The sequence below is a fragment of the Candidatus Rhodobacter oscarellae genome, assembly GCF_001078595.1.
Classification (GTDB): domain Bacteria; phylum Pseudomonadota; class Alphaproteobacteria; order Rhodobacterales; family Rhodobacteraceae; genus Rhodobacter_B; species Rhodobacter_B oscarellae.
In genome coordinates this window covers 1,903,019-1,928,978 of the sequence record NZ_LFTY01000002.1, presented here as the reverse complement: position 1 = coordinate 1,928,978, position 25,960 = coordinate 1,903,019, and the positions used below count along the sequence as shown (strand labels likewise).

The 25,960-nt window shown below is 65.3% G+C and carries 17 protein-coding genes; 9 read left to right on the top strand and 8 right to left on the bottom strand.

The window, feature by feature from the left end:
• The first annotated feature begins 29 nt into the window (after window positions 1–29).
• The 3 genes from AIOL_RS14100 to AIOL_RS14090 all read left to right on the top strand — a co-directional run bounded on the left by AIOL_RS14100 (window position 30) and on the right by AIOL_RS14090 (window position 4,820).
• A complete protein-coding gene (locus tag AIOL_RS14100; RefSeq protein ID WP_049643567.1) occupies window positions 30–1,844 on the top strand; it encodes an FAD-dependent oxidoreductase in 1,815 nt (604 codons plus the stop codon).
• A complete protein-coding gene (locus tag AIOL_RS14095; protein ID WP_049643566.1) occupies window positions 1,831–3,657 on the top strand; it encodes a 2-oxoacid:acceptor oxidoreductase subunit alpha in 1,827 nt (608 codons plus the stop codon). The genes AIOL_RS14100 and AIOL_RS14095 overlap by 14 nt, the downstream gene beginning before the upstream one ends.
• 107 nt (window positions 3,658–3,764) lie before the next feature.
• Window positions 3,765–4,820, top strand: a complete 1,056-nt coding sequence (locus AIOL_RS14090; protein WP_049643565.1) for a 2-oxoacid:ferredoxin oxidoreductase subunit beta — start codon at window positions 3,765–3,767, stop codon at window positions 4,818–4,820.
• Window positions 4,821–5,040: 220 nt separating this feature from the next.
• Here AIOL_RS14090 and metG read toward each other — a convergent pair whose 3' ends face one another.
• Window positions 5,041–6,750: a methionine--tRNA ligase gene (metG, locus tag AIOL_RS14085; protein WP_049643564.1), complete on the bottom strand. Its 1,710-nt coding sequence runs from the start codon at window positions 6,748–6,750 to the stop codon at window positions 5,041–5,043.
• A 187-nt stretch (window positions 6,751–6,937) separates the two neighbouring features.
• Window positions 6,938–8,167 carry an MFS transporter gene (locus tag AIOL_RS14080; protein ID WP_049643563.1) on the bottom strand — a complete coding sequence of 410 codons (1,230 nt, stop codon included), beginning with the start codon at window positions 8,165–8,167 and terminating at the stop codon, window positions 6,938–6,940.
• A 268-nt stretch (window positions 8,168–8,435) separates the two neighbouring features.
• Here AIOL_RS14080 and AIOL_RS14075 point away from each other — a divergent pair, with 268 nt between their 5' ends.
• Complete coding sequence (locus AIOL_RS14075) at window positions 8,436–9,653, top strand: N-acetylmuramoyl-L-alanine amidase (RefSeq protein WP_049643562.1); 1,218 nt, start codon at window positions 8,436–8,438, stop codon at window positions 9,651–9,653.
• A gap of 175 nt (window positions 9,654–9,828) precedes the next feature.
• Here AIOL_RS14075 and AIOL_RS14070 read toward each other — a convergent pair whose 3' ends face one another.
• A complete protein-coding gene (locus AIOL_RS14070) occupies window positions 9,829–10,437 on the bottom strand; it encodes a class I SAM-dependent methyltransferase (protein ID WP_049643561.1) in 609 nt (202 codons plus the stop codon).
• A 153-nt stretch (window positions 10,438–10,590) separates the two neighbouring features.
• Here AIOL_RS14070 and AIOL_RS14065 point away from each other — a divergent pair, with 153 nt between their 5' ends.
• The 3 genes from AIOL_RS14065 to AIOL_RS14055 all read left to right on the top strand — a co-directional run bounded on the left by AIOL_RS14065 (window position 10,591) and on the right by AIOL_RS14055 (window position 16,084).
• A complete protein-coding gene (locus AIOL_RS14065) occupies window positions 10,591–13,107 on the top strand; it encodes a penicillin-binding protein 1A (RefSeq protein WP_049643560.1) in 2,517 nt (838 codons plus the stop codon).
• Window positions 13,108–13,411: 304 nt separating this feature from the next.
• Window positions 13,412–14,539 carry a peptide chain release factor 2 gene (prfB, locus tag AIOL_RS14060; protein ID WP_049643559.1) on the top strand — a complete coding sequence of 376 codons (1,128 nt, stop codon included), beginning with the start codon at window positions 13,412–13,414 and terminating at the stop codon, window positions 14,537–14,539.
• A gap of 138 nt (window positions 14,540–14,677) precedes the next feature.
• The gene (locus AIOL_RS14055) at window positions 14,678–16,084 is read left to right on the top strand and encodes an amidase (RefSeq protein ID WP_049643558.1); all 1,407 of its coding nucleotides are present in this window, start codon (window positions 14,678–14,680) and stop codon (window positions 16,082–16,084) included.
• Between the two features lie 83 nt (window positions 16,085–16,167).
• Here the strand turns inward: AIOL_RS14055 and AIOL_RS14050 are convergent, their stop codons facing one another.
• The 4 genes from AIOL_RS14050 to AIOL_RS14035 form a co-directional block, all read right to left on the bottom strand.
• Window positions 16,168–17,568 (bottom strand): MFS transporter, encoded by a 1,401-nt coding sequence (locus tag AIOL_RS14050; protein ID WP_053101286.1) that lies wholly within the window; start codon window positions 17,566–17,568, stop codon window positions 16,168–16,170.
• A 93-nt stretch (window positions 17,569–17,661) separates the two neighbouring features.
• Window positions 17,662–18,201, bottom strand: a complete 540-nt coding sequence (locus tag AIOL_RS14045; protein WP_049643557.1) for a bactofilin family protein — start codon at window positions 18,199–18,201, stop codon at window positions 17,662–17,664.
• Window positions 18,191–19,504 carry a M23 family metallopeptidase gene (locus AIOL_RS14040; RefSeq protein ID WP_082152592.1) on the bottom strand — a complete coding sequence of 438 codons (1,314 nt, stop codon included), beginning with the start codon at window positions 19,502–19,504 and terminating at the stop codon, window positions 18,191–18,193. The genes AIOL_RS14045 and AIOL_RS14040 overlap by 11 nt, the downstream gene beginning before the upstream one ends.
• Window positions 19,505–19,707: 203 nt before the next feature.
• Entirely contained in the window at window positions 19,708–20,169 is a 462-nt protein-coding gene (locus AIOL_RS14035) for a peroxiredoxin (protein WP_049643555.1), read from the bottom strand.
• 80 nt (window positions 20,170–20,249) lie between these two features.
• Here AIOL_RS14035 and AIOL_RS14030 point away from each other — a divergent pair, with 80 nt between their 5' ends.
• A complete protein-coding gene (locus tag AIOL_RS14030) occupies window positions 20,250–23,516 on the top strand; it encodes a hypothetical protein (RefSeq protein WP_049643554.1) in 3,267 nt (1,088 codons plus the stop codon).
• A gap of 174 nt (window positions 23,517–23,690) precedes the next feature.
• Window positions 23,691–25,247, top strand: coding sequence for a trimethylamine methyltransferase family protein (locus AIOL_RS14025; protein ID WP_049643553.1), 1,557 nt, complete (start codon window positions 23,691–23,693; stop codon window positions 25,245–25,247).
• Between the two features lie 72 nt (window positions 25,248–25,319).
• Here AIOL_RS14025 and AIOL_RS14020 read toward each other — a convergent pair whose 3' ends face one another.
• Window positions 25,320–25,895: a YqgE/AlgH family protein gene (locus AIOL_RS14020; protein ID WP_049643552.1), complete on the bottom strand. Its 576-nt coding sequence runs from the start codon at window positions 25,893–25,895 to the stop codon at window positions 25,320–25,322.
• Window positions 25,896–25,960 lie beyond the last annotated feature (65 nt).

Below are 25,960 nucleotides of genomic sequence, written 5' to 3'. Positions count from 1 at the left end.
TGCTGAACGGTGGAGTGGGCAGGAAGCCAATGGACCGGACGGACACCAGTGACCCGAGTTACTTCCACAAGGTCGTGGACTGCCAATGGGCCTGCCCCGCGCACACACCCGTTCCTGAATACATCCGGCTGATCGCGCACGGGCAATATACCGAGGCCTTCATGATCAACTGGGAAAGCAACGTCTTCCCCGGCATCCTTGGGCGCACCTGCGATCGGCCCTGCGAGCCCGCCTGCCGCCGCGGCCGGATCGAGGAAAAGCCCGTCGCGATCTGCCGCCTCAAGCGCGTGGCCGCCGATAACCGCGGCGTGGTCGACCACCTGATGCCGCAGATCCCGGCGCAAAAGAACGGCAAGCGCGTGGCATTGATCGGGGCGGGGCCGGCCTCGCTGACCGTGGCGCGGGACCTGATGCCCCTTGGCTATGACGTCACGCTGATCGAGCGAGACCCCCAGGGCGGCGGGCTGATGCGAAAGAACATCCCCTCTTTCCGGCTGCCCGTGGCGGTGCTGGACGAGGAGGTCGGGCGGATCCTGGATTTCGGCGTGACCACGCGCTTTGGCGAGGAGATCACCAGCCTTAAGGCGGTGCTGGACGAGGGGTTCGACGCGGTGTTCGTGGGCACCGGCGCGCCGCGCGGCAAGGACCTGGCCCGGGTGCCGGGCCGCGCCGAGGCGGATGCGAACATCCATCTTGGCATCGACTTTCTGGCCTCGGTGGCCTTCAAACATGTCGAGCGCATCGGCAAGCGCGTGGTGGTGATCGGCGGCGGCAACACCGCGATGGATTGCTGCCGCACCGCGCTGCGGCTGGGCGCCGACAGCGTGACCGTCACCGTGCGCAGCCCGCGCGCCGATATGAAGGCCAGCGACTGGGAGATCGAGGACGCCGAGCGCGAGGGCATCCCCATCCTGGACAACCATTCGCCCAAGGAATTCGTCACCGAGAATGGCAGGCTCAAGGCGGTGGTCTTCGAGAAGATGCGCGCCGAGTATGTGGACGGGCGCCGCAAGCTGATCCCCACTGGCGCGCCCGACGTGGTGATCGAATGCGACGACGTGCTGATGGCGGTGGGGCAGGAAAACTCCTTTCCCTGGATCGAGCGCGACCTGGGCATCGCGTTCAACGAGTGGGAAGAGCCCGCCGTTGACAAAGAGACCTTCATGTCGACCCGCCCGGGCGTGTTCTTTGGCGGCGATGCGGCCTGGGGCCCCGAGAACATCATCTGGGCGGTGGCCCATGGCCACCAGGCGGCGATCTCCATCGATCTGCATTGCCAGGATCGCGATCTGCAAGATCGCCCCCCGCCGGAAACCAACCTGGTGAGCCAGAAGATGGGCATCCACGAATGGTCCTATGACAACGACATCTCGGACGAGGCGCGCAACCTGGTGCCGCATGCCGACCCGGCGCTGGCGCTGCGCGACCTGTCGATGGAGGTCGAGCTGGGCTTTGACGTGCAGCAGGCCTTGGACGAGGCGATGCGCTGCCTCAACTGCGACATCCAGACGGTCTTCACCGATGACAAATGCATCGAATGCGATGCCTGCATGGATATCTGCCCGGTCGACTGCATCAACTTCACCCAGAACGCCGAAGAGCCGGAGCTGCGCGACGGGCTGCGCGTGCCGGCGCTGAACCATGCCCAGGACCTCTACGTGTCGGGCGATCTGCCCACGGGGCGGGTGATGGTCAAGGACGAGGACGTCTGCCTGCATTGCGGGCTCTGCGCCGAGCGCTGCCCCACCGGCGCCTGGGACATGCAGAAGTTCCTTCTCAAAGAGGCCAAGGCGGCACCGATTGTGCCCGCGGACCCGCAGGAGCAGCCCTATGCCGCCGAGTGAGCCTGTCGTAAACGAGTTCGTCCTGAAATTCGGCACCGTGAACGGGTCGGGCTCGGCCAGCGCGAACCTGCTCTGCGCCAAGGCTTTGTTCCGGATGGGCATCCCGGTCAGTGCCAAGAACATCTTTCCCTCCAACATCCAGGGCCTGCCGACCTGGTACGAGATCCGCGCCTCGCAGGCCGGGCATACCGGGCGGCGCGAGGGCGTCGACGTGATGGTGGCGATGAACCCGCAGAGCTATAAGCGCGACAGCGCCGAGGTGCTGCCCGGCGGCATCCTGATCTACGATTCGACCTTCCCGCGCGACTTCGGCCGCGATGACATCCACGTGGTCGGCATCCCCATCGCGCGGATCGTGGCCAAGCACTGGACCGACACGCGCCAAAGGCAGCTGTTTAAGAACCTGCTTTACGTGGGCGCGCTCATTAGCCTGATTGGGCTGGATAACGAGGTGGTGGAGGCCTCAATTGAACAAGCGTTCAAATCCAAGCCCAAGCTGATCGCGCCCAACCTAAAGGCGCTGCATCTGGGGCGCGACTGGGTGGCGGAGAATGTCGACATGCGGGCGCGGGTGCGCGCCGCCAGGACCGACAAGACCGACGGCAAGATCATGATCACCGGCAACGAGGCCGCAGGGCTCGGCGCGGTCTATGCCGGGGCCACCGTGGCGACCTGGTACCCGATCACGCCCTCGACCTCGCTGGTGGAAAACTTCGAGCGCCACGCCGAAAGGTTCCGCCGCCGCGAGGATGGCACGCTGAATGCCGCGGTGATCCAGGCCGAGGATGAGCTGGCCGCCATTGGCATGGCGATCGGCGCCAGCTGGAACGGCGCGCGGTCCTTCACGGCGACCTCCGGGCCCGGGATCAGCCTGATGGAGGAGTTCATCGGGCTGGCATACTTTGCCGAGATCCCGCTGGTGCTGTTCAACGTGCAGCGCGGCGGGCCCTCGACGGGCATGCCCACGCGCACGCAGCAATCCGACATCCTGACCTGCGCCTATGCCAGCCATGGCGATACCGGGCATATCCTGCTGATGCCCTCTGACCCCAGCGAGTGCTTCACCATGGCAGTCGACGCGTTCGATTTCGCCGACCGCTACCAGACGCCGATCTTCGTGATGAGCGACCTGGACGTGGGGATGAATGACTGGGTGGTGGACGCGCTGGAATGGGACGACGCGCGGCGGCCGGACCGCGGCAAGGTGATGGATGCGGCGATGCTGGAGGAGGCGGAGTTCGCCCGCTACCGCGACGTGGATGGCGACGGCATCCCCTATCGCACCTATCCCGGCACGCATCCCGACAAGGGCGCCTATTTCACCCGCGGCACCTCGCATACCGATACCGGAGGCTATACCGAGGACGCGCGCATCCATGCCGAGATGTTGGACCGCATCAAGCGCAAGATAGACGGCGCGGCGGAGGCGCTGCCGCAGCCGGTCGTCTCTGAAGACGCCGCGACCCGGCTGGCGGTGGTGAGCTTCGGCGCGACCGACCTGGCGGTGCGCGAGGGGCTGGACCTGCTGGCGGGCGAGGGGCTGGCGATGAACCATATGCGGCTGCGCGCCTTCCCCTTTGCCAAGGCGGTCAAAGAGTTCGCGGACCGGCATGACTACCTCTTTGTGATCGAGCAGAACCGCGACAGCCAGATGCGGCACCTGCTGCTGGCCGAGGCCGAGATCGCCCATGAGAAACTCATCGCTTTGCCGAACATGGACGGGATGCCGCTGACGGCGGCCTGGGTGCGGCACGCGGTGCGCGAGGCGATGGGGCGGCTGGGGCTGCTCTCGGCGCGGATCTCGGCGGAGTAGGCGGGGTGCGGTCCTTGGACACAGGCGCAACGCCGATTTCTTTTAAAGAAATCGGACCGGAAGCTTTCAAAGCTTCCGGCGACGGGAGGCAAAGCTGGTAGACCCACATGACCCATATCCTTAAGCCCAAATTCCGCCACCCCAACCTGCCCAAGAATGGCGTCGGGTTGACGCGGCGCGACTATGAGGGCGTCGTCTCGACGCTCTGCGCGGGCTGCGGCCATGACAGCGTAACGGCGGCGATCATCGAGGCCTGCTTTGAGATGGAACTGCCGGCGCATCGGGTGGCGAAGATGTCGGGGATCGGCTGCTCGTCGAAGACGACGAATTACTTCCTGAACCGCAGCCACGGGTTCAACTCGGTGCATGGGCGGATGCCCTCGGTGACGACTGGTGCGAACCTGGCGAACCGCGGCCTGGTGTATCTGGGCGTCAGCGGGGATGGCGACACGGCCTCGATCGGGTTGGGGCAGTTCGCGCATGCGGTGCGGCGGCGGCTGAACATGCTCTATATCTGCGAGAATAACGGCACTTATGGGCTCACCAAGGGCCAGTTCTCGGCCACCAATGATCGCGCCAGCAAGAACCGCAAGGGGCTGGACTCGCCGTTTGACTCCATCGACCTGTGCAACGTGGCCATCGAGCTGGGGGCGGGTTTCGTGGCGCGGGCCTTCTCGGGGGACAAGGCGCAGCTGGTGCCGCTGATCATCGCCGGGCTGAAATATCGCGGCTTCGCGCTGATCGACGTGATCAGCCCCTGCGTGACCTTCAACAACCACACCAGCTCGACCAAGAGCTACGACTATGTGCGCGACCACAACCACATGGTGGGGCGGCTGGACCTGGTGCCGGAGGCGCGCGAGATCACCGCCGAGAGCGCCCCGGGCGTGACGCAGAACGTGACGATGCATGACGGCTCGCAGATGGCATTGTCGGCAGTGTCGGAGGATTACGACCCGACGGACCCCGAGACGGCGATGCCGGAGCTCGCGCGGTTCAAGCGCCAGGGCCGGGTGGCGACGGGGCTCTTGTATCTTGATGAGCGGCAAGAGGACCTGCACGACCTGATCGGCACGGCGCCGGGGCCGCTGAATGAGGTTCCCGCGGAGGAGCTCTGCCCTGGCTCGGACGCACTTGAGGCGATCAACGCGGCACATCGGTAGGTGGGTTCTGGTCTGAAGCGGGCATTGGTGCGCTGCAATTTTCTTGCAAGAAAATTGCGAAACTCTTCCAAGAGTTTCTTCAGCGCGCCCCGAAATGATCACTCGATCCGAACCTCCTATCGGCGCGCGGGCCCACTTTCCTTGGAAGGAAAGTGCAAATCTCTTGCAAGAGATTTGGCGCCCGAAAGCCCGCTTCAGGCCACCAGTTACCTCGCAGCCGTTAGTCCCGAACGCCTGCGAATTGCGCCTGCCAGCCTTCGCGTTCCTCATCGGTGATCTTGCGGAAGAGGTTCTCTGGCACAGAAAACCCATGCCCTGCGGGCAAGGCGTTCAGGGCGCTCTCCACATCCGTGGGCCAGGCGTCGTCACAGGCCATCGCGGTCCGCAGGGCCGCCGCGGCGTCCGGGACGAAGGGCGCCGACAAAACCGTGTAAAGGCGGATCAGGTTCAGCGACAGCCGCACGATGGCCGCTGCCCGCGCCGGGTCCTCCTTAAAGGCGGCCCAGGGCGCGGCGTCCTGTAGGTACTCGTTGCCCGCCGCCCACATGGCGCGCAGCTCGGTGGCGGCCTTGCGGATCTCGATGGCCTCCATGTGGCCCTGATAGGCCCCCAAGCGGCGCGTCAGCTCTGCCATCAGCGCGTCTTCTTGCGGGCCGTAGGCGCCGCCCTCTGGCACAGCCTCGCCAAATTTGGAGCGGCAGAACTTGGTGACCCGGCTCACAAAATTGCCCAGCACATCCGCCAGGTCCTTGTTCACCGAGGCTTGGAAGTTCTCCCAGGTGAACTCGCTGTCGGAGTTCTCTGGCGCGTGGCTCAACAGCCACCAGCGCCAGTAGTCGCTGGGCAGGATCTCCAGCGCCTGGTCCATGAACACGCCGCGCCCGCGCGAGGTCGAGAACTGCCCGCCATCATAGTTGAGGTAGTTGAAGGACTTGATGTAATCCACCAGCTTCCAGGGCTCGCCAGAGCCCAGGATCGTCACCGGGAAGCTCAGCGTATGAAAAGGCACGTTGTCCTTGCCCATGAACTGCACATAGCGCACATCCTCGGCGCCCTTGTCGGTGCGCCACCAGCGCGCCCAGTCCTCGCCCTTGCCCGCATCGACCCATTCCTGGGCGCAGGCGATGTATTCAATCGGCGCGTCGAACCAGACATAGAAGACCTTGCCCTCCATGCCCGGCCAGGGCGCGTCGCCCTTCTGCACGGGCACGCCCCAGTCCAGGTCGCGGGTGATACCGCGGTCCTGCAGCCCGTCGCCGTCGTTGAGCCATTTCTTGGCAATCGAGGTGGTCAGGATCGGCCAGCCCTCGCGGCTGTCAATCCACTCCTCTAGCCGGTCCTTCATAGTGGATTGCCGCAGATGCAGGTGCTTGGTCTCGCGCATCTCCAGATCCGTCGAGCCCGAGATCGTCGAGCGCGGGTTGATCAACTCCACCGGGTTCAGCTGCTTGGTGCAATTGTCGCATTGGTCGCCGCGGGCGCTCTCAAAGCCGCAATTGGGGCAGGTACCCTCGATATAGCGGTCGGGCAGGAACCGCCCATCCGCATGGGAATACATCTGCGTCTCGGAGACCTCGGCGATCAGCCCGGCCTCGTCCAAAACCCGCGCGAAATGCTGCGTCAGCTTGCGGTTCTGCGCGCTGGAGGAGCGCCCGAAATGGTCAAAGCTCAGCCGGAACCCGTCCGAGAGGTCCTTTTGCACCTGCCACATCTCGGCGCAATACTCGGCCACCGGTTTGCCCGCCTTTGCGGCGGCCAGCTCGGCGGGCGTGCCATGCTCGTCCGTGGCGCAGAGGAACATCACCTCATGCCCCCGGGCGCGCATGTAGCGGGCGTAGAGGTCGGCGGGCAGCTGCGAGCCCACCAGGTTGCCCAGATGCTTGATCCCGTTGATATAGGGGATCGCCGAGGTGATGAGGACCCGTGCCATGCCAGAATTCCTTTGCGGCGGTTGCGGCGCGTCTCTAGCGCAAGGGGCGGGAAGGGGCCAGGGGTGGTTTGTCCATCTCCGCACGCTTGGGTGGCTTGATCTTAATGTGTCGGCTTCGCCGACGCTGGTTAGCTGGGGTGCAGCCAGACGCGCGCCGGGCGGTTCGCACCGGGCCGGAGCGCGCGTCTCAATCCTCGCCGCCTTCGCGCAAGCGCTTCATCAGCCGCCCGATTAGGAAGCTAGTTCGCGGGGCATAGATATAGGGCGTGCGCTCGGTGGCCGTTGGACGCCTGCGCATCCGCAAAAGGCCAAAGACGATCAGCGCGACATGCCCGGCACCCACGAAGAGGAACAGCGCGCGGGGGCCGTAGGCCTCGATCAGGCTCGACGCGGCGAGCGGCGCCGCAATCGCCCCCAGCGCGAAGAACAAGAGCAGCGCGGCGCTGAGCTCCACGCGCTCGTCGCTGCCGGCGAAGTCATGCGCATGCGCGGTGGCGACCGAGTAGATCGGGACGGTCACGAAGCCAAAGAGCCCCGCCGAGAGCATCACCGACAACGTGCCCTGCGCGCTGGCACCTATCGTCACCGCCGAGGCCAGAATGGCCGCCACCGAGAGCCAAATCAGCACCCAGCGGCGGTCGTATTTGTCCGCCAGCCAGCCCGTGGGGATCTGCGCCAAGGCCCCGCCCAGCACGAAGGACGCCAAAAACCAGGCGATCTGCCCGACCTCCAGCCCGACCTCCTGGCCATAGATCGGCCCCACCATGCGGAAGGCGGCGCCGGTCAGGCCCGCCACCAGCACCCCCATCACCGCCAAGGGCGAGAGCCGCCAGGCCAGCGCCGGGCGCAGGCGCGGCGCGGTGGGGATCTCGGGCTGCTTCAGGCGGGTCAGCGTGAGCGGCAAGAGAGAGGCGCAGCACAAGAGCGCCAGCAGGTTGTAGGAGACGTAGCTGGCGGGCTCTAACACGCCGATCATAAGCTGCGCGGCCAGCGAGCCGCCCAGGTCCACCACCCGATAGGCGCCCATGGCGCGGCCCCGCGTCTCGTTGGTGACCTTGGCCTGCAGCCAGCTCTCCACCACCGTGTAGCAGCCCGCGATGCAGGCCCCGCTGGCCACGCGCATCAGCGCCCAGGCGATGGGGTCCACCACCAGCATATGCGCCAGCAGCCCGATGGCCCCCGCCGCGGTGAAGGCCGCGAAGGCGCGTGAGTGCCCGACGCTGCCCATCAGCCGCGGCGCCCACCAGCAGCCCACGAAGAAGCCCACGAAATGCGCCGATCCCAGCAGGCCGACCTGGGCCGTGCTGAACTCCAATTGCAGGCCCGAGAGCGCATCCAGCGGCCCCAAGCCACCAGAGGACATCTGCAAAAGCACAACCGAGAGAAAGAGCGCGGCGAAGGAAATCAGGAGGCGCATGGGACCGAATATGTGTAGCCTTGGGGTCTTATGCGCCTCTGGGGACGGTGCCGCCCGCCCAATTGCGACCGCGGGCGGCGAATTTGTTATGATCATTGGGCATAGATGAGCCTCATTTTATCTGAGGTGGTCTGGCTTCTCGCATCTCCGTGCCGGGGATCGGGACGCCGATGCGGGCGCCATGATGCGCGCGGCGGCGAAGGATGTGATTCCCTCTGTCCGCCAGGTGCGATAGACTGACCCAAAATCAGAGGCGCAGTATGAGCGTATGAGCAGGATTACCGCTATCCTTTGTTGCCTGATGGCCTGGGGGCTCTCGATGGCCGCCCACGCACAGGAGTTCACCGGCCTGGCGCGGGTGGATGCCGCGCGGTCCGGGGTGACGGATCTTCGCGCGGGCGCGGAGCTGCGCCTGGGGCTCAGCCAGCCCGTGCCGTTCCGCGCCTTCACCTTGGACAACCCGCGGCGCCTGGTGCTGGATTTCTCGGTCGTGGCTTGGCAGGGGTTTGACGCGGCGGGTTTTGACCGGTCCGTCGCGATCAGCGATATCCGCGTCGGCACTATCAGCGCGGGCTGGTCGCGCATGGTGGCGGCATTGGACGCGCCCATGAAGGTCGCCTCGGCCGAGCTGCGCACGACCGGCGCGGCGGAGCTTGTCGTCGCGTTGGAGGAGGTCAGCGCCGAGCAGTTCGCGGCGTCAGCCGGCGCGCCGCCCAGCGACAACTTTACCCTGCCGGAGCCCGCAGAGCTTGTCGCGCCGCGCGCGCGGCCCGGCGGTGAGCGCCCGGTTGTGGTGGTGCTCGACCCCGGTCACGGCGGGATTGACCCCGGCGCCGAGCGCGGCGAGGCCGTCGAGGCGGACCTGATGCTGCAATTCGCCCGCGAGCTGCGCGAGGCGCTGCTGCGCGCGGGGGGCTTTGAGGTGGTTCTGACGCGCGACGCGGATGTGTTCGTGCCGTTGGAGATGCGCCTATCCGTGGCCCGGTCGGCGCAGGCGGATGTGTTCCTTTCGCTGCACGCGGATGCCCTGGCGGAGGGGCGCGCCAGCGGTGCCACGATCTATACGCTGGCGGGGGAAGCCACTGACATCGCGTCAGAAAAGCTGGCCGAGCGCCATGACCGCGCGGAGCTTTTGGCGGGGGTGGACCTGTCGCAACAGGACGACGCGGTGGCCAAGCTGTTGATGGACCTGGCGCGCGCGGACACCTGGCCGCGCACCGACCGGCTGGCGGATGCTCTGGTGGAGGGGCTGCGGTCGAATGTTGGCGATCTGCACAAGCGGCCCCGGCAAAGCGCGGCGTTCTCGGTGCTGAAGGCGCCGGATGTACCGTCGGTGCTGATCGAGCTTGGGTTCATGTCATCGGAGCGCGACTTGGCGAACCTGCAGTCCCCGGAGTGGCGCGCCCGCGCGGCGCGCGGCATTCGGGACGCGCTGCGGGTCTGGGCGAAGGAGGACGCCGCGGAGGGCGAGCTGCTGCGGCAATAGGCCGGGCGGATCGGGCGGTCGGATGGTTCGGGCGGTTGCGGCGGGCGCGACGCGCCCAAGTTCATGGGGCGAAACGCCGCCGCGGGGCGGAGGGTTGCCGAAAATTTACGGCATCTTCATGATTCGTGCGGGAAAATGAACTTGGGTGGGTGCCCCCGGGGCGCCGCAAACCGCATCATCCGGCATCATTGCGCCGTCGCGCAAGCCACACTGTGTGCCCGTTGCAGTCTGGGTCCTCCGGCACGTAGCGCAGTTCTTCAAAGCCATGGGCGTCCAGCAGGGCGCGGTATTCCTCTGGGTCCAGGCTGGCGTGGAAGACCGGCTGTCCTGCGGCGTGTCCCATGACTTCGCCTTCCTTGTGCCCGGCGGTGAACATCAACGCAGCCCCGGGGGTCGTGTGGGCGGCGAAGACCGCGAACATGCCGCGTTGGTCCTCGGCGCAGAGGTGAAAGAACGAGTTCCAGGCCAGCACCGCATCAAAGCGCCGCCCCAGGGCTAGCGTGCGCATATCGTCTTGGATTGCCTCAGCGCCCGGAACATTCTGGGTAAAAAGCGCCACCATCGCGGCGGCGCCGTCGACGCCGGTCACCTGCGCGCGGCGGTCCATCAAGTAGCTTGCGATCGGGCGGCCCGAACCGCAGCCCAGATCCAGAACTCGGCGTGGCGGCGGGGCGATGGCCAGCATGCGGTCCAGCCAGGCGCGCTCGAACAGGCTCTTGCCGCGCTGCTTGTCGAAATCCGCGGCGACGCGGTCATAGGTGGAAAGGATATGCTCGGGGCCCATCTGTGACAGCTATGCAGGTTGCGCGGCCATCACAAGGCGCGGGTGCCGCCAACCGCACCGAAAGCGTGAATTCGCCTATGTTTAACGAAGTCTGATTTTGACCCTTCGCGCCGGGCGCTCTATAAGAGGGAAAGGCGTAAAAACGGGCCGAGCATGTTGCGTTTCATCCTGAACTTCTTCGGCGCGATCTTTAGCTTCGCGACCATCGGCGCATTCTTTGCGGCGGTGTTGGTCGGTGGCGTGCTGTGGACCTACAGCCAGGACCTGCCAAATACCGAGCAGCTGGCCCGCTACGCCCCGCCCACGATCAGCCGGATTTACTCGGGCGAGGGACGTCTGATGGACGAGTTCGCCCGCGAGCGGCGGCTCTACGCCCCGCCCGAAGAGATCCCGGACCTGGTAAAGCAGGCCTTCATCAGTGCCGAGGACAAGAATTTTTACACCCATAAGGGCTATGACCCCCGCGGCATGGCGGCGGCGGGGCTGGAGTTCTTGCGCGGCGGGCGCCTGCGCGGGGCCTCGACGATCACCCAGCAGGTGATGAAGAACTTCCTGCTGGATGGCTCGCGCCGGGCCGAGCGCAAGGTCAAAGAGATCATCCTGGCGGCCCGCGTGGAAAGCACGCTGAGCAAGGACGAGATCCTGACGCTTTACCTCAACGAGATCGACCTGGGCGTGCGCAGCTTTGGCGTGGCCGCCGCCGCGCAGAGCTATTTCAACAAGACGCTGGACGAGCTGACCATCGCCGAGGCGGCGTTCTTGGCGATCCACCCCAAGGCGCCCTATAGCTACAACCCCGCCAGCAATTACGATGAGGCGCTGAACCGCCGCAACAACCTGGTGCTGCGGGAGATGTTCGAGAACGGCTATGTCACCGCGGCGGAATACGAGACCGCGCGCAACACGCCGATCCGGACCGTGCAGATGGGCGAGGTCGAGAGCTTTAAGGCCGGGCTGCCCGCACGCGACTATTTCACCGACGAGATCCGCCGCCAGCTGAGCCAGGAATTCGGCGAAGAGGAGTTCTTTAACGGCGGGCTGTCGATTCGCGCCACGATGGACCCCGAGCTGCAGCGCGAAGCGGCGGTTGCCCTGCAGAAGGGGCTAGAGCGCTACGACCGCGATCTCAAGATCTGGCGCGGCACCGGCAAGACCATCGACCCCGCGCTGCTGGATGACGAGGCCGCCTGGCGCAAGGCGCTGGCCGAGACCCAGGTCGCGCGCGACATCCAGCTTAACGGCAAGTGGTTGCCCGCGGTCGTGCGTGACGTGGCCGCGCAAAGCCTGACCCTCGGCATAGAAGGCTGGCAGGAGGGCGACCCGGCCCCGGTGGTGCCCCGCAAGGACATCGCCTGGATGAAGGGCGATTTTTTTGACAATTTCGAGCCCGGCGATGTGGTTCACGTCCGCCATTTGACCGAAGACAGCAACGGCGCCTTCATCCGCTGGACGCTGCGGCAGGTGCCGCAAGTGCAGGGCGGGTTCATGGCCATGGATGTGCATACCGGGCGCGTGCTGGCGATGCAGGGCGGGTTCAGCTATCAGAACTCGGTGTTCAATCGGGCCACGCAGGCGCAGCGCCAGCCCGGCTCTTCCTTTAAGCCGTTCGTCTACGCCACGGCGCTCGATAGCGGTTTCTCGCCCGCCACGATCGTGATCGACGCGCCGATCGAGGTGGAGAGCAATGGCGCCATTTGGCGACCCAAAAACGCCTCGAACCAGTTCTACGGGCCAACGCCCCTGCGCACCGGCATCGAGCGCTCGCGGAACCTAATGACCGTGCGCCTGGCCGAGGAGATCGGCATGGACACCGTGGCGGGCTATGCCGAGCGCTTCGGGGTCTACGAGAACCTGCAGCCATTCCTGGCCAACGCGCTGGGCGCGCAAGAGACCACGCTGTTCAAGATGGTCGCGGCCTATGCGATGTTTGCCAATGGTGGCGAGCGGGTGGAGCCGACGCTTGTGGACCGGGTGCAGAACCGCTGGGGCGAGACGGTGTACCGCCATGACCAGCGCATCTGCGAGGATTGCCAATACGCCTCGCTGGAGCCGGGCATCGCGCCGCGTATTTCGTCGAACCGCGAGCGGGTGATGAATGCCGTCACCGCTTACCAGCTGACCTCGATGATGCAGGGCGTGGTGCAGCGCGGCACGGCGGCGGGCAAGGTCAGCCTGGACGTGCCGGTGGCGGGTAAAACCGGCACAACCAACGATGCCAAGGATGTCTGGTTCGTGGGCTTCACCAACAACATCGTGGCGGGCTGCTATATCGGCTATGATCGGCCGAAATCGCTGGGCCGCGGGGCATCGGGCGGCGGCATGTGCGGGCCGGTCTTCAACCAGTTCATGACGAAAGCCACCGCGAAATACGGCGGCGGCAAGTTCTCGGTGCCACGGGGCGGGCGGTTCATCAAGATCGACCGCTTCACCGGCGCGCGGCTGCCGAACGAGGCCAGCGGTCCGAATGTGGTGGCGGAGTATTTCCGCGACGGCGAGGAGCCGCTTTTCGGCATCGCCTTTGACGGGGGCTTTGCAATGGGGTCAAACCTTCCGCTCTTCGCGCCCGGCGATGGCGGCACGGACCAGCAGGTGCTTACCTCGGACGGTGATGTGGTTCTTATCCCGAAGAAGGCGGATTTCGGGTCGCTGAGCTCGGGCGGGTTGTACTAGTCCTCGTGGACACTGACCGGAATCTTCCGCGCCCCTTTGGGGTTTGAGGAATTTTCGCCCCGCTTGCGTTGTTTGAGCTTAAAATAGGCGGCTATTCCGGCGCTCAAATGCCATATCTGGACGAAGTTTCGACTGAAACCGAGACGTTCTGTTGAGTGTCCGCTTGCCCTAGGCGCAACCAAATCTCTTGCAAGAGATTTGCAATTTCCTTGGAAGGAAATTGGCGCCTGCGGCTATCGTTACGCCCACTTGCTCAGCTTGGAATGCGTTGCTATCAGGATCGCCTCAGCCGAGGGGGCCCATCATGCGCGCCGAGATCCAGAACACCGTCGATGCAATTCAGAACTCGCTGGAGCTTTTGCGCCAGCGCATGGATTTTGCCACGGCCCAGCACCGGCTGGAGGAATTCAACGCCCGCGTCGAGGACCCCACGCTATGGGACGATCCGGAGAAGGCGCAGAAGCTGATGCGCGACCGCCAGGCTCTGGTGGACCAGCTGGACACCGTCGCGGGCATCGAGCGCGACATGAACGACAATGCCGAACTGATCGAGCTGGGCGAGATGGAGGACGACCAGGACGTCATCGCCGAGGCCGAGGCCGCGCTGACGCGGCTGGCCGCCAAAGCCGCCAAAAAGGAAATCGAGGCGCTTCTGAACGGCGAGGCCGATGGCAATGACACGTTCCTAGAGATCAACTCTGGCGCCGGCGGCACCGAGAGCTGCGATTGGGCGTCGATGCTGGCGCGGATGTATGTGCGCTGGGCCGAGAAGAAGGGCTATAAGGTCGAGCTGCAGTCGGAAAGCGCCGGCGAGGAGGCCGGCATAAAATCCGCGGCCTACAAGATCTTTGGGCCCAACGCCTATGGCTGGCTGAAGTCGGAGAGCGGCGTGCATCGGTTGGTGCGGATCTCGCCCTATGACAGCTCCGCGCGGCGGCACACCTCCTTCAGCTCTGTGAAGGTCTATCCGGTGGTGGACGACAATATCGAGATCGAGGTGAACCCCTCCGATATCCGCATTGACACCTATCGCTCTAGTGGGGCCGGGGGGCAGCATGTGAACACCACCGACTCGGCGGTGCGCATCACCCACGCGCCCACCGGCATCGTGGTCACAAGCTCGGAGAAGTCCCAGCACCAGAACCGCGACATTGCGATGAAGGCGTTGAAATCGCGGCTTTACCAGATGGAACTGGACAAGCGTTCAGCGCTTGTAAACGAGGCGCATGAGAGCGCCGGGGACGCGGGCTGGGGCAATCAGATCCGGTCCTACGTGCTGCAGCCCTACCAGATGGTGAAGGACCTGCGCACCAACCATGAGACCTCTGACACCTCGGGCGTGCTGGACGGCGACCTGGATGCGTTCATGGCCGCCACGCTGGCGCTGGATGTCAGCGGCAAGAGCCGGGCCGAGGCCGCGGCGGACGACTAAGCCTCAAGCCAGCCGTTTCCAAAATATGTGCTTCCGCACGCTCTTTCTCTTGCAAGTCTCGCCGCGACGTTCTTTGCTATGCGTAGTATCTAACGCCCTGTGGCGCCTTGCGCATCTGGGAAGAGAAGAAGCGGAACGATGGAACTTCATGAGCTAACGGCGCGTGCGCTGTCTGAGAGGATCGCGGCGGGGGACGCGTCCTGTGTCGAGGTGATGCGCGCCACGCTGGACCGGATCGGGGCCGTCAATGACGCCGTGAACGCCATCGTCTCGCTGCGCGACGCGGACGCGTTGATGGCCGAGGCGGCGGCGGCCGATGCCGCGCCGCGCACGGGCTGGCTGCACGGGATTCCAATTGCGGTCAAGGATCTGGTTGCCACAAAGGGTCTGCGCACCACCAAGGGCTCGCCTTTCTTCGCCGACCACGTCCCGGACGAGGACGACCTGCTGGCCGCGCGCCTGCGCCAGGCCGGGGCGATCATCATCGGCAAGACCAACACGCCGGAGTTCGGGCTGGGGTCCAACACGTTCAACCCGGTGCATGGGCGCACCTCGAACCCCTACGACCCGGAGCGCAGCTGCGGCGGGTCCTCTGGCGGTGCCGCGGTGGCCCTGGCCTGCCGCATGCTGGCCGTGGCCGACGGCTCTGACATGATGGGCAGCCTGCGCAACCCGGCGGCCTGGAACAACGTCTACGGGATGCGCCCCAGCATAGGCGTGGTACCCAATCACCCCGGGGGCGAGATGTTCCTGCACCCGCTCTCCACGCTCGGCCCGATGGCGCGCGATCCGATGGATCTGGCGCTTCTTCTCAGCAGCCTGGCCGGGCCGGACAGGCGCACGCCGGACGGGGCGGCCTTCGATGCCGCCCGCGTGGAGCCCGCGGATCTGTCGGGCATGCGCATCGGCTGGCTCGGCTCTTGGGGCGGGGCCTATGCCTATGAGGACGGCATCGAGGCCATGGCCGAGGCAGGCTGTGCCGTCCTGGAGGATTTAGGCGCCGTGGTCGAGCCCCTTGCCCCGCCATTCCCCAGCGAGGCGCTTTGGCAGGCCTGGTGCGTGCTGCGATCCTGGTCGCAGAGCGCCGGGCTCAAGCCGCTTTGGGATGACGCGTCCAAGCGGGACAACTTCAAGGCCGCGGCGCAGTGGGAGATCGAGACCGGGCTGGCGCTGAGCGCCTACGAGGTGCATCGCGCGTCCGAGATCGCCTCTGACTGGTACCGTCGCGCCGCGGAGCTGTTCGGGACCTATGACGCCCTGGTGCTGCCGACCACCCAGGTCTGGCCGTTCCCGCACGCGGTCGAGTACCCGACCGAGATCGCCGGTCGCGCCATGGACACCTATCACCGCTGGATGGAGGTCACGATTCCGGTGGGCCTTATCGGGCTGCCCGCGATCAGCCTGCCGGTGGGGTTCGGCGCGGCGGGGCTGCCCATGGGGATGCAACTTTTCGGCCCGCGCGGCTCGGACGCGCGGCTTTTGTCGATGGCCATGTCCTATCACGCGGCCACGGACTGGCCCGGCGCGCGGGCGCCGGTGCTCTGAGGGCGTTATTGCTGCGAAAATTCGGTCAAAATTAACCGAATCGGCGGAACAATGAGACCGGGAGGGCGGGCCCGCGGGGGCCGCTACTGCGCGGGAGGTTGGCGCCCGGGCAGGGTCACCAGGCAGAGCGCTGCGGCGAGCGCGGCGCAGCCCGCGGCGATCCATGAAATCGTGACAAGCCCTGCTGTGCTGGCAAGGACCTCCGACGGCGGCGCGCTGTGTTGCGCGAAACTCGCGGTGCCTCCTGCCGAGTGATAGCGGCTTGCCGCCAAGCTCCCCAGGGCGGCGATGGAGATCAGGCCGCCGATCCGCGACACCGCGTTGTTGATCCCCGAGGCCGTGCCGGAATGTTGCTCGTCTATTGCGGTCATCACGGTCGCCGATAGCGGGGCCGCAACAAATGACATGCCAAAGCCTATCCCAATCATCGCGGGCAACACCCCCCACCAGAAATCGAGGCGCGGCGCCACCGCGCCCAACAGGAAGAAACTGATCGCAACTATGCTCATGCCAAAGCCCAAGACCAGCCGCGGCCCATAGCGTTCGGCCAGCCCACTGGTGCGCCGCGACAGCAGGCCGACAAAGACCGACAGCGGCGCCAGGGCAAGGCTCGCGGTGATCTCGGTCAATCCCCAGGCGCCAACCAGGACCACCGGCAGGAAGAAGATCACGCCGATGAAGCCCAGCCAATGGAGGAAGATGGCCAGATTAACCACCGCAAAGGTGCGATCGCGAAACAGGCCAAGGTCCAGCATCGGGGCGGAAATGCGGGCCTCGACCCAGACGAAGAGGGCCAGGATCGCGGCACCCGCGATGCAGGGGGCCAGGCGGATCTCGCCGCCGCCCTCCGCGCCGGTCAGACCAAAGGCCAGAAGCCCAAGGCCAATGACCGCAAGCGCGGCCCCGATAAAGTCGATCTGCTCGCCTGGGCGACCCGCGTCGCGCTCTATCGCGCGCCACAAGAGCCACAGCGCAATGGCAGCGAAGGGCAGGTTGATGGCGAAGATCCAGCGCCACATCTCGGCACCGCCAAAGGTCAGCGCCAGACCGCCGATGATCGGCCCCAGCGCGGTCGAGACCGAGGCCGCCGCCGCCCAGGTGCCGATCGCGCGCGCGCGTTCTGCGCGCGGATAGGCGCGTGCCACGATCGCCATCGACCCAGGCACCATAAGTGCGGCTCCAATGCCCTGGAAGAAGCGCGCCGCGACAAGGAACTCTGGGCTCGGCGCGAAGGCGCAGGCCATCGAGGCCAGAACGAAACCCACGATCCCAAGACTGAACATCCGCGCCAGGCCGAAGCGGTCGCCAAACGCGCCGCCGACCAGAATGAACGCGCTGAGCGTCAGCATATAGGCGTTCGAGATCCATTGCGCCTGGGGCAGCGAGGCCCCCAAAGTATCGCGCATGGATGGGATCGCGATGGCGATCACCGTGCTGTCAATGAACCCCATGGCCGAGGCCAGCACGGCTGCGATCAGGACCAAGTGCCGGCGGTCCGCGCGGCAGAAGTTTGGGACAAAAACAGGCGCCGGCCCCGTTGAGGACGGCGCCCGCGCGTCAATTGGCTCTGACAATACCTATTGCGCTGCGGTTTGGGGCGCGGTGGCGGAAGCGTTGGCCGGTGCTGCAGGCTTGCTCGCCGCGGGGGCGGCGGCCTTGGCCTTGTCCTTGCCCGCCAGCGGGTCGTCCTGGCGCTGCACGGAGCCTTCGAAATGGGCGCCGGATTCGATCGCGATGGTCTTGTGGATGATATCGCCCTCGACGCGCGCGGAGGAGGTCAAGCGGACCTTCAGGCCGCGGACCCGGCCAATCACGCGGCCGTTCACGACGATATCGTCGGCCACGACCTCGCCCTTGATGGTGGCGCCTTCGCCGACGGTCAGCAGATGGGCGCGGATGTCGCCCTCGACCGTGCCCTCGACCTGGATATCGCCAGTCGTCTTAAGGTTGCCAGTGATCGTAAGATCCGCCGAGAGCATGGACGCGGGCGGTTTCGGCTTTGGCGCCGAGCTCGTCATGTCCACCGCGGGGCGCGCGGGGGCCGCCTCTGCCGGGGTCGCTTCGGGTTTGTCGTCTGCTTTCGGGCCGGGCTCGTTGATTCTGCTTTTAGAAAACATCTCTCGCTGCCTTGATGTAAGTCATCGGGTTGACGGGTTTTCCGCCCACACGGACTTCATAGTGGAGGTGGGTGCCGGTTGAACGGCCAGAATTCCCCATATCACCGATCCGGTCCCCGCGCGAGACCCTTTGGCCTACTTTTACGCGAATTTTCGCCAAGTGGGCATAGCGCGTCTCGATCCCAAACTCGTGCTGGATCTTAATCAGGCGGCCATAACCCGAGGACCAATCGGCCTTTGTCACCACGCCATCGGCGGTTGCATAGATCGGCGAGCCATGAGCCGCCGCAAAGTCGGTCCCGTTATGCATCCGGCCCCAACGCGGCCCAAAACCGCTGGTAAAGCGGTATGCGCCCTTCACGGGCAGGGCGAATGGGGTCTTTTGCAGCGCGATGCGATACAGGTTCATCCGGTCCATTTTGCCCAGGATGCCGTTCGCCCGGCGCTCGTCCAGGCCTGGCTCTTCGCCCTTGGTCGAGAACTTCAGCGGCGTCAGCGGTCCGCCCTGTCCGGAGTAACCGCGGCGAATTGCCTCAAGTATCGAATTCGAGTTCAATCCGGCCCGCGCAAAGATATCGTCCAGCGGTTCGATGGAAACGCTCACCGCGTCCTCAAGCTGGCTAAAGATCGCGTCGTTGCGCTCTTCGGCCAGGCGCCTGTCGAGCAGCATGTCATCGACGGTCAGCGTGGCCTCGGCGGCAAGGGCGGCCATGGCGTCGCGCTCTTCGGCGGCGAGGTTCAGCGCGTCGGTTAGGAAATCAAGCGTTGCGGTGGTGTCTTTGGAGCTGGCGGCGCGCGCCACTTCGACGGCGCCGTCGGCCAGGGCCTCTGCCTCGGCCATTTCGGCCCGGGCGACATCGCGTTCCTTTACGGTGCGGCGCAGCGTGGACTGGATCACGTTGATCCCGGTTTCCAGCTCCTTCAGGCGCTCCTCGGAGGCCAAAAGCGCGGACTGCATAACCGAGATCTGGTCGAGCGCCGTCGAAAACCGCTCTTGCGCCTTGCGGGCCTCAAGAGCGCGGGCATCGCGTTCCTGGCTGAGCGTGTTTAGACGGTTCTCGTAGAGAATTTGTTCACGGGCGGCTTGATCGCGAAGCGACCCGGAGCCGATGGAATCCATAAGAAGGATCGCCGTTGCGATGATGGACCATCCGACGAAAACAGCGCTTCCCGTCCAGGCAAAGGCCTGGGTCCAAGCGCTGAGCCGTATGAACTTTGTATCATCATCCGAGCGTAGGAAGACCCGCTGCTCGGGAAACGCACGCTGAACATACGCATTCACGTACTTACCAATTCGAGACATACTGCGACGCGTCCCCGTTTCCCCAATCGATCCGGCGCACGCCCTTCCCCAAACGGGTCGACACCTTCCGCTGGTGCTTAGCTGTTAGGTCTTTATGCTGCAAGAAGTTTGCGCAAATGCTCGAAAATGCACGCCAATTTGGCTTTGCGTGGGCGAAAAATTGCCGAGCGTTGCGCGAATGCACGGGTGCGCGCGGCTGGCCGCTAGAGCGCGCGCGCGGCCTCAAGCACCGCGTCGACATGGCCGGGCACCCGTACCTTGCGCCAGATCTGGGCAATGTTGCCGGCCCCGTCGATGAGGTAAGTTGCGCGCTCTATGCCCATATATTTCTTGCCATACATGGCCTTCTCGACCCAGGTTCCGTCGCGCTCGCAGACGTCGCTATCGGCGTCGCTGACCAGGGCCACCGACAGGCCGTGCTTGTCGCGGAACTTTTCGTGCTTGGCCACCGTATCCTTGCTGACGCCAATGACGGTCGCGCCCGCGGCATCGAACGCCTCGGCCATCTCGGTAAAGCCGATTGCCTCTTTCGTGCAACCTGGCGTGTCGTCTTTGGGATAGAAATAAAGTACCACCTTCTTGGGGCGCTGCTCTGAAAGCGTCAGGGTCCCGCCGCCGTCGCGGGGTAGGGTGAAATCGGGCGCGGGCTGGCCAGTCTCGAGCATGGGGCGATCCTCCTTGAACGCGTTTGGTCCAGGTTCTAGGGCATGAGGGTGAAATGAAAAAGGCAGTTTTGGCAAGGTAGATGAGCGGCGAGACGGACACAGACCCCATTCCCAAAAAGCGCCGCCGCAAGGGCAGGCGTCTTGTGTGGGCGTTGGTGGTGGTGGCGCTGCTGATCGGGGCGCCGCTTGCCGGGCTCAGCTTATTCGGCGCCAAGTTCACAGCCCCGCAATGGCTTTCGGATCGGGTGGCGGCGCGGCTGAACGCCGAGATCGGCGTGGGCCGACTGGATCTGGGCACGGTGGAGTTCGTCTTTGACCGGCGCATCGTGCCGCGCATTCAGATGCGGCATGTCGGCCTTTTTGACCAGAACGGCACCGAGGTGGCGCAAGTCAACCAGGTGACCGCGCGGCTGTCGCCCTCTGAACTGCTCGGTGGTGTGGCCAAGATGGACTCGATTGAGGTGGCCGGCGCGGTGATCACGGTGCGGCGCGGCGCCGATGGCGCAATCAACCTATCCTTTGGCGCCGGGGCGGGCACGCAGGGCGACCTGGCCAGCGTCTTGGACGCGATGGATCAGGCTTTTAGCGTCGCGCCGCTGGCCTCGCTGAAGGAGGTGCGCGCCGAAGAGCTTACAATCAGCCTGGAAGACGCGCGCAGCGGCGGGCATTGGCAGGTCACCGGCGGCCAGATCTTATTGCAGCACAACGCCGATAGCCTGGACGTGACCGTCTCGGCCGAGGTCTTTAATGGCACCGAGGATCTTGCCAGCACGGTGATTGGTTTCAGGACCGAGAAAGGCTCTGCCCGCGCGACGCTGACGGCCACGTTCGAGGACGCCGCCGCCGCCGATATCGCCGCGCAATCGCCGGTGCTGGCATTCCTAGAGGTCTTGGACGCGCCGATCTCGGGGGCGCTGCGCACATCCTTCGGCGAAGATGGCAAGATCGAGGATCTTGCGGGCACGCTCAACATCGGCGCGGGCGCTCTGCAGCCTTCGCCGGATACGCCCCCCATCGCGTTTGACTTCGGCCAGGCCTATGTGGATTACGATCCCGACACCGAGACCTTGGCCTTCACAGAGCTCTCCTTCCAAAGCGAGGCCGCAAGCGTCACCGCCGAGGGCACGGCCTTGCTGCAAGGCGTCGCCACCGGCTGGCCCGAGGCCCTGATCGGGCAGTTTCGGGTCTCGCAGCTAGAGCTGCAACCGCAGGACTTTCTGGCCGAGCCCATGTCATTCGACCGCGGGGCCTTTGATTTCCGGCTGCGGCTGGATCCGTTCTCGGTGGATATCGGCCAGGTGTCGCTGGGCCCGCCCGAGCGGCGGCTGCTGACCTCGGGGCGTATCCGCACCGATGACCAGGGCTGGCGGATGGCTCTGGATCTGAACCTCAACGAGATGTCGCTGGAGCGCATCCTTGGGCTTTGGCCCGTGGCCCTTGCGCCGGGGGCGCGCCGCTGGGTCGACAAGAACGTGTTGGCCGGGGACATCACCGATCTGGCCGCCGCGCTGCGCATTGGCACGGAACGCGAGCCCCTTCTGTCGCTGAGCTTTCTCTACGATGATGCGCTGATCAAGGCGGTCGACTTCCTGCCGCCGATCAAGGGCGCCGCTGGCTATGCCAGCCTAGACGCCAACAGCTTCACCATCGTGGCCGAGCGCGGCACGCTCACGGCGCCGAATGGCGGCGAGGTGGATGTTGCGGGCACGGTCTTTCGGATCGGGGATGTCGGACCCGGCGTGAACCGCGCCGAGGTCACTATCCGAACGGAAAGCAGCATCCCCGCGGCGCTGTCGCTGATCGACCAAGAGCCGCTGCGCCTGATGGAACGGGCCGGGTTTGGTGTCGATATCGCTGAGGGTCGCGCCATCGTCGACGCGGCCCTAGAGTTTGACCTGGTCAATGACCTGGCCCTGAAGGACATCGCCTATAACGTGACGGGCAAGCTGCGCGAGGTGTCCTCTGACACGCTTATTCCCGAGCGCGTGGTGCGGGCACAAGAGCTGGATTTCCGCGCTGATCGCGAGGGCTTAGAGATCACCGGCGCGGCCACCCTGGACGGTCTGCCCGCATCTGGCACCTGGACGCAAAAGTTCGGCACCGGGAGCCAGGGGAGCTCCCGAGTGGAGGGGACGGTGGAGCTTAGCCAAGCCTTCCTCGATACGTTCAATATTGCGCTTCCGCCCGGGTCGATCTCTGGGCAGGGCGTGGCGCAGATCGCGTTGGAATTTGTCGATGACGCGCCGCCCGAATTCGCGTTGTCCTCGGACCTCAACCAGGTGCGGTTGCGGCTGTCGGCGCTGAACTGGTCGAAGCCGCGCAATCAGACTGGCCAGCTTGAGATCTCTGGTCGGCTGGGGGACGTGCCGCGCATTGACCGGCTGGAAATCAACACGCCGGGGCTTTCGGCGCGCGGGGTCATCGACCTTACCGAGAGCGGCGGGCTGGCCAGGGCGCAGTTCGACCGGGTGCGCGTGGGCACATGGCTGGATGGGCCGGTGACCCTAACCGGGCGGGGCGGCAACCGTGCCCCCGCCGTGGCGGTGACGGGCGGCCGGATCGACCTGCGCACCGCCGAGATCGGCGGCGGCGAGGGGGCTGACGAGGGCGGACCGCTGTCGATGACGCTGGACCGGCTGACCATATCAGAGGGCATCACGCTGACGGGTTTCCGCGGTGACTTTAAGCCCGGGCGCGGGATGGATGGCAGATTTTCGGCGCGCGTAAACGGCGCCGCGCCGATCCGGGGCACGGTGGTGCCAACACCCGCGGGGGCCGCGATCCGCATCATCAGCGACCAGGCGGGCGCAACGCTGGCCGCCGCTGGCATTTTGCGCAACGCGCGCGGTGGCGCGATGGACCTCACGCTCAACCCCAGTCGCATTGCGGGGGTCTATGATGGCCGTTTGAGCATCAAGAACACGCGGATTATTGAGGCCCCTGCGATGACGGAGCTTTTGAACGCGATCTCTATTGTGGGGCTCTTGGACCAGTTGAACTCCGGCGGGATCGGGCTGTCTGATGTCGAGGCAGAGTTCCGCCTTAGCCCCGAGCGGCTGGTCCTTTATGGCTCCAGCGCGGTTGGGCCTTCGATTGGGGTGTCCCTGGACGGGACGTATGATCTAAAGAATGACCGGCTGGACATGCAGGGCGTCATCTCGCCGGTCTATTTCCTGAACGGGATCGGCCAGATATTCTCGCGCGGGCGGGACGGGCTGTTTGGGTTTAACTTCCGCCTGCGCGGGGTGGCCGAGAACCCCTCGGTCAGCGTAAACCCGCTTTCAATCCTGACCCCCGGTGCGTTCCGCGACATCTTCCGGAGGCCACCGCCCACGCCGTCGCAATAGGCCCGGCTTTCTTGGGCGCGCGCGGTTGTGATCGCCCTGGCGCTTTGGTCTCGCCATCTCCAAAATGAAGAGAACAATGCGCCGGGATTTCCGAATGCGACACTTATCGTCGGTTCTCGTGCATCCATCACCTGTGCGCCGCGCCATGCTGGGGCCAACCAAGGAGACGCCCCAATGAGCGATGCGAGCCCACGCCGCCGCCGATCAGGCGGCCGCGCCGGAAACACCCGCCGCACCAGCCCCGATGTGATCCGCCAGATGCCGTGGCGGGTGCCGTTGAACCCCGATCGCCCGACCGAGCCGCTGGACGAGGAGGGCGTGGAGCGCATGCATAACGCCTCGATGCGGATCCTCGAAGAGATCGGCATCGAATTCCTCAACGAAGAGGCCTTGGAGATCTTCCAAGAGGCGGGCTGCAAAGTCGAGGGCACCAATGTGCGCATGGGGCGCGATTGGGTGATGGAGATGGTGGGCAAGGCCCCGTCAGAGTTCACGCTGACGCCCCGCAACCCCGACCGCACGATCACGGTGGGCGGTAAGCACATTCTATTCGGCAACGTCTCCTCGCCGCCGAACTACTGGTCGCTGGAGACCGGCAAGACCACCGGCACGCGGGCGCAATGCGCCGACCTTCTTAAGCTGACGCAGTATTTCAACTGCATCCATTTCGCGGGGGGCTACCCGGTGGAGCCCGTCGACATCCACGCCTCTGTGCGCCACCTGGACGTGCTCTATGACAAGCTTACGCTGACCGATAAGACCATGCACGCCTACTCGCTGGGCAAGGAGCGGGTCGAGGACGTGCTGGAGATGGTGCGCATCGCGGGCGGGCATTCCGAGGAGGAGTTCGCCGCCAGCCCCAAGATGTACACCAACATCAACTCCACCTCGCCCTTAAAGCATGATATCCCGATGATCGACGGCTGCTTGCGCTGCATCCGCAAAGGGCAGGCCGTGGTGGTGACGCCCTTCACCCTGGCAGGGGCGATGGCGCCGGTGACCATGGCGGGCGCGGTGGCGCAATCGCTGGCCGAGGCGCTGTCGGCCATCGCCTTGTTCCAATACGTCCGCCCCGGCTGCGCCTGCGTGATTGGCACGTTTACCAGCAATGTGGACATGAAGTCCGGCGCGCCCGCCTTTGGTACTCCGGAATACATGCGCGCCACGCAGATGACCGGGCAGATGGGGCGCTATTACGGGCTGCCGATCCGCTCCTCCGGGGTGTGTGCCGCGAATGTGCCGGACGGGCAGGCGATGTGGGAGACCTCCAACAGCCTCTGGGCCTCGGTGCAGTCGGGCACCAATATGATCTACCACGCGGCGGGCTGGCTGGAGGGCGGGCTGATCGCGAGCCCTGAGAAATTCGTCATGGACTGCGAGGTCCTGCAGATGATGCAGCGCTATATGGAGCCCGCGACCTGGTCCACCGAGCCCGAGGACCTGGCGGTTGATGCGATCCAAGAGGTCGGCCCGAACGGGCATTTCTTCGGCTGCCAGCACACGCAGGACCGTTACGAGACCGCGTTCTACGAGCCGTTTGTTAGCGATTGGCGCAACTACGAGGCCTTTGATCTGGCCGGGAATGTCTGGACCGCCGAGCGCGCGGGCAAGCTCGCCAAAGAGATCCTGGCCAGCTTTGAGGCGCCCGCGATGGATGACGGGATCCGCCAGGAGCTTGCGGAGTTCGTGGAGCGGCGCAAAGCCGAGGGCGGCGCGCCGACGGATTTCTGAACATTCTGGGCGTGTAGGTCCGTGCTGGGACGCCGGGAAACAAACGTATCGGAAGCGGGCCCGCTGTTTGGGCTATGCGCGCCCGGCCTCGGCGCTCAACAGCAGCGGGTCGATCCCCATAGAGCCCAGGGCGGCAACCCATTTGCCGTTATCATCATCGCCGAAGACGATCTCGGGGCTGGCCTCGCATGTCAGCCAGCCATTGCTGTGGATCTCGTCCTCTAGCTGACCCGGCCCCCAGCCGGCGTAGCCAAGCGCCAGGATGCGCCGCTCTGGCCCGCCGCCTTTCGCCATGTCCTCTAGGATGTCCAGCGTGGCGGTCATGCCAAAGCGCGCGTCGATGCGCAGCGTGTTGTCGTCGGTGCGGTAGTCGTTTGAATGCAGCACAAAGCCGCGCCCATGCTCTACCGGCCCGCCGTAATGGACCATCGTCTCGCGCTCCTTGTCGCCGCGCGGGATCTTGAGCTGCTTGAGCAGGTCGGTCATCTTCAGCCCCGGGGCGGGCTTGTTGATGATCAGCCCCATCGCGCCGTCCTCGGAATGCGCGCATAAATAGATCACGCTCTTTTCAAAGCGCGGGTCGCCCATACCGGGCATCGCCACCAGCAGGTGGCCACTAAGATCGACGGAATCGGAACACTCGGACATGGCCCTAACGTAACGGAGGAATCGCGCCGTTGCACGCGGTGTGCGATTTACCACACGGGTTCGTG

Bases quoted from the DNA above. Each gene is read 5' to 3' on its own strand.
- AIOL_RS14100 (WP_049643567.1), top strand. From the start codon at position 30: ATGGACCGGACGGACACCAGTGACCCGAGTTACTTCCACAAGGTCGTG.
- AIOL_RS14095 (WP_049643566.1), top strand. From the start codon at position 1,831: ATGCCGCCGAGTGAGCCTGTCGTAAACGAGTTCGTCCTGAAATTCGGC.
- AIOL_RS14090 (WP_049643565.1), top strand. From the start codon at position 3,765: ATGACCCATATCCTTAAGCCCAAATTCCGCCACCCCAACCTGCCCAAG.
- metG (WP_049643564.1), bottom strand. From the start codon at position 6,750: ATGGCACGGGTCCTCATCACCTCGGCGATCCCCTATATCAACGGGATC.
- AIOL_RS14080 (WP_049643563.1), bottom strand. From the start codon at position 8,167: ATGCGCCTCCTGATTTCCTTCGCCGCGCTCTTTCTCTCGGTTGTGCTT.
- AIOL_RS14075 (WP_049643562.1), top strand. From the start codon at position 8,436: ATGAGCAGGATTACCGCTATCCTTTGTTGCCTGATGGCCTGGGGGCTC.
- AIOL_RS14070 (WP_049643561.1), bottom strand. From the start codon at position 10,437: ATGGGCCCCGAGCATATCCTTTCCACCTATGACCGCGTCGCCGCGGAT.
- AIOL_RS14065 (WP_049643560.1), top strand. From the start codon at position 10,591: ATGTTGCGTTTCATCCTGAACTTCTTCGGCGCGATCTTTAGCTTCGCG.
- prfB (WP_049643559.1), top strand. From the start codon at position 13,412: ATGCGCGCCGAGATCCAGAACACCGTCGATGCAATTCAGAACTCGCTG.
- AIOL_RS14055 (WP_049643558.1), top strand. From the start codon at position 14,678: ATGGAACTTCATGAGCTAACGGCGCGTGCGCTGTCTGAGAGGATCGCG.
- AIOL_RS14045 (WP_049643557.1), bottom strand. From the start codon at position 18,201: ATGTTTTCTAAAAGCAGAATCAACGAGCCCGGCCCGAAAGCAGACGAC.
- AIOL_RS14040 (WP_082152592.1), bottom strand. From the start codon at position 19,504: ATGTCTCGAATTGGTAAGTACGTGAATGCGTATGTTCAGCGTGCGTTT.
- AIOL_RS14035 (WP_049643555.1), bottom strand. From the start codon at position 20,169: ATGCTCGAGACTGGCCAGCCCGCGCCCGATTTCACCCTACCCCGCGAC.
- AIOL_RS14030 (WP_049643554.1), top strand. From the start codon at position 20,250: ATGAGCGGCGAGACGGACACAGACCCCATTCCCAAAAAGCGCCGCCGC.
- AIOL_RS14025 (WP_049643553.1), top strand. From the start codon at position 23,691: ATGAGCGATGCGAGCCCACGCCGCCGCCGATCAGGCGGCCGCGCCGGA.
- AIOL_RS14020 (WP_049643552.1), bottom strand. From the start codon at position 25,895: ATGTCCGAGTGTTCCGATTCCGTCGATCTTAGTGGCCACCTGCTGGTG.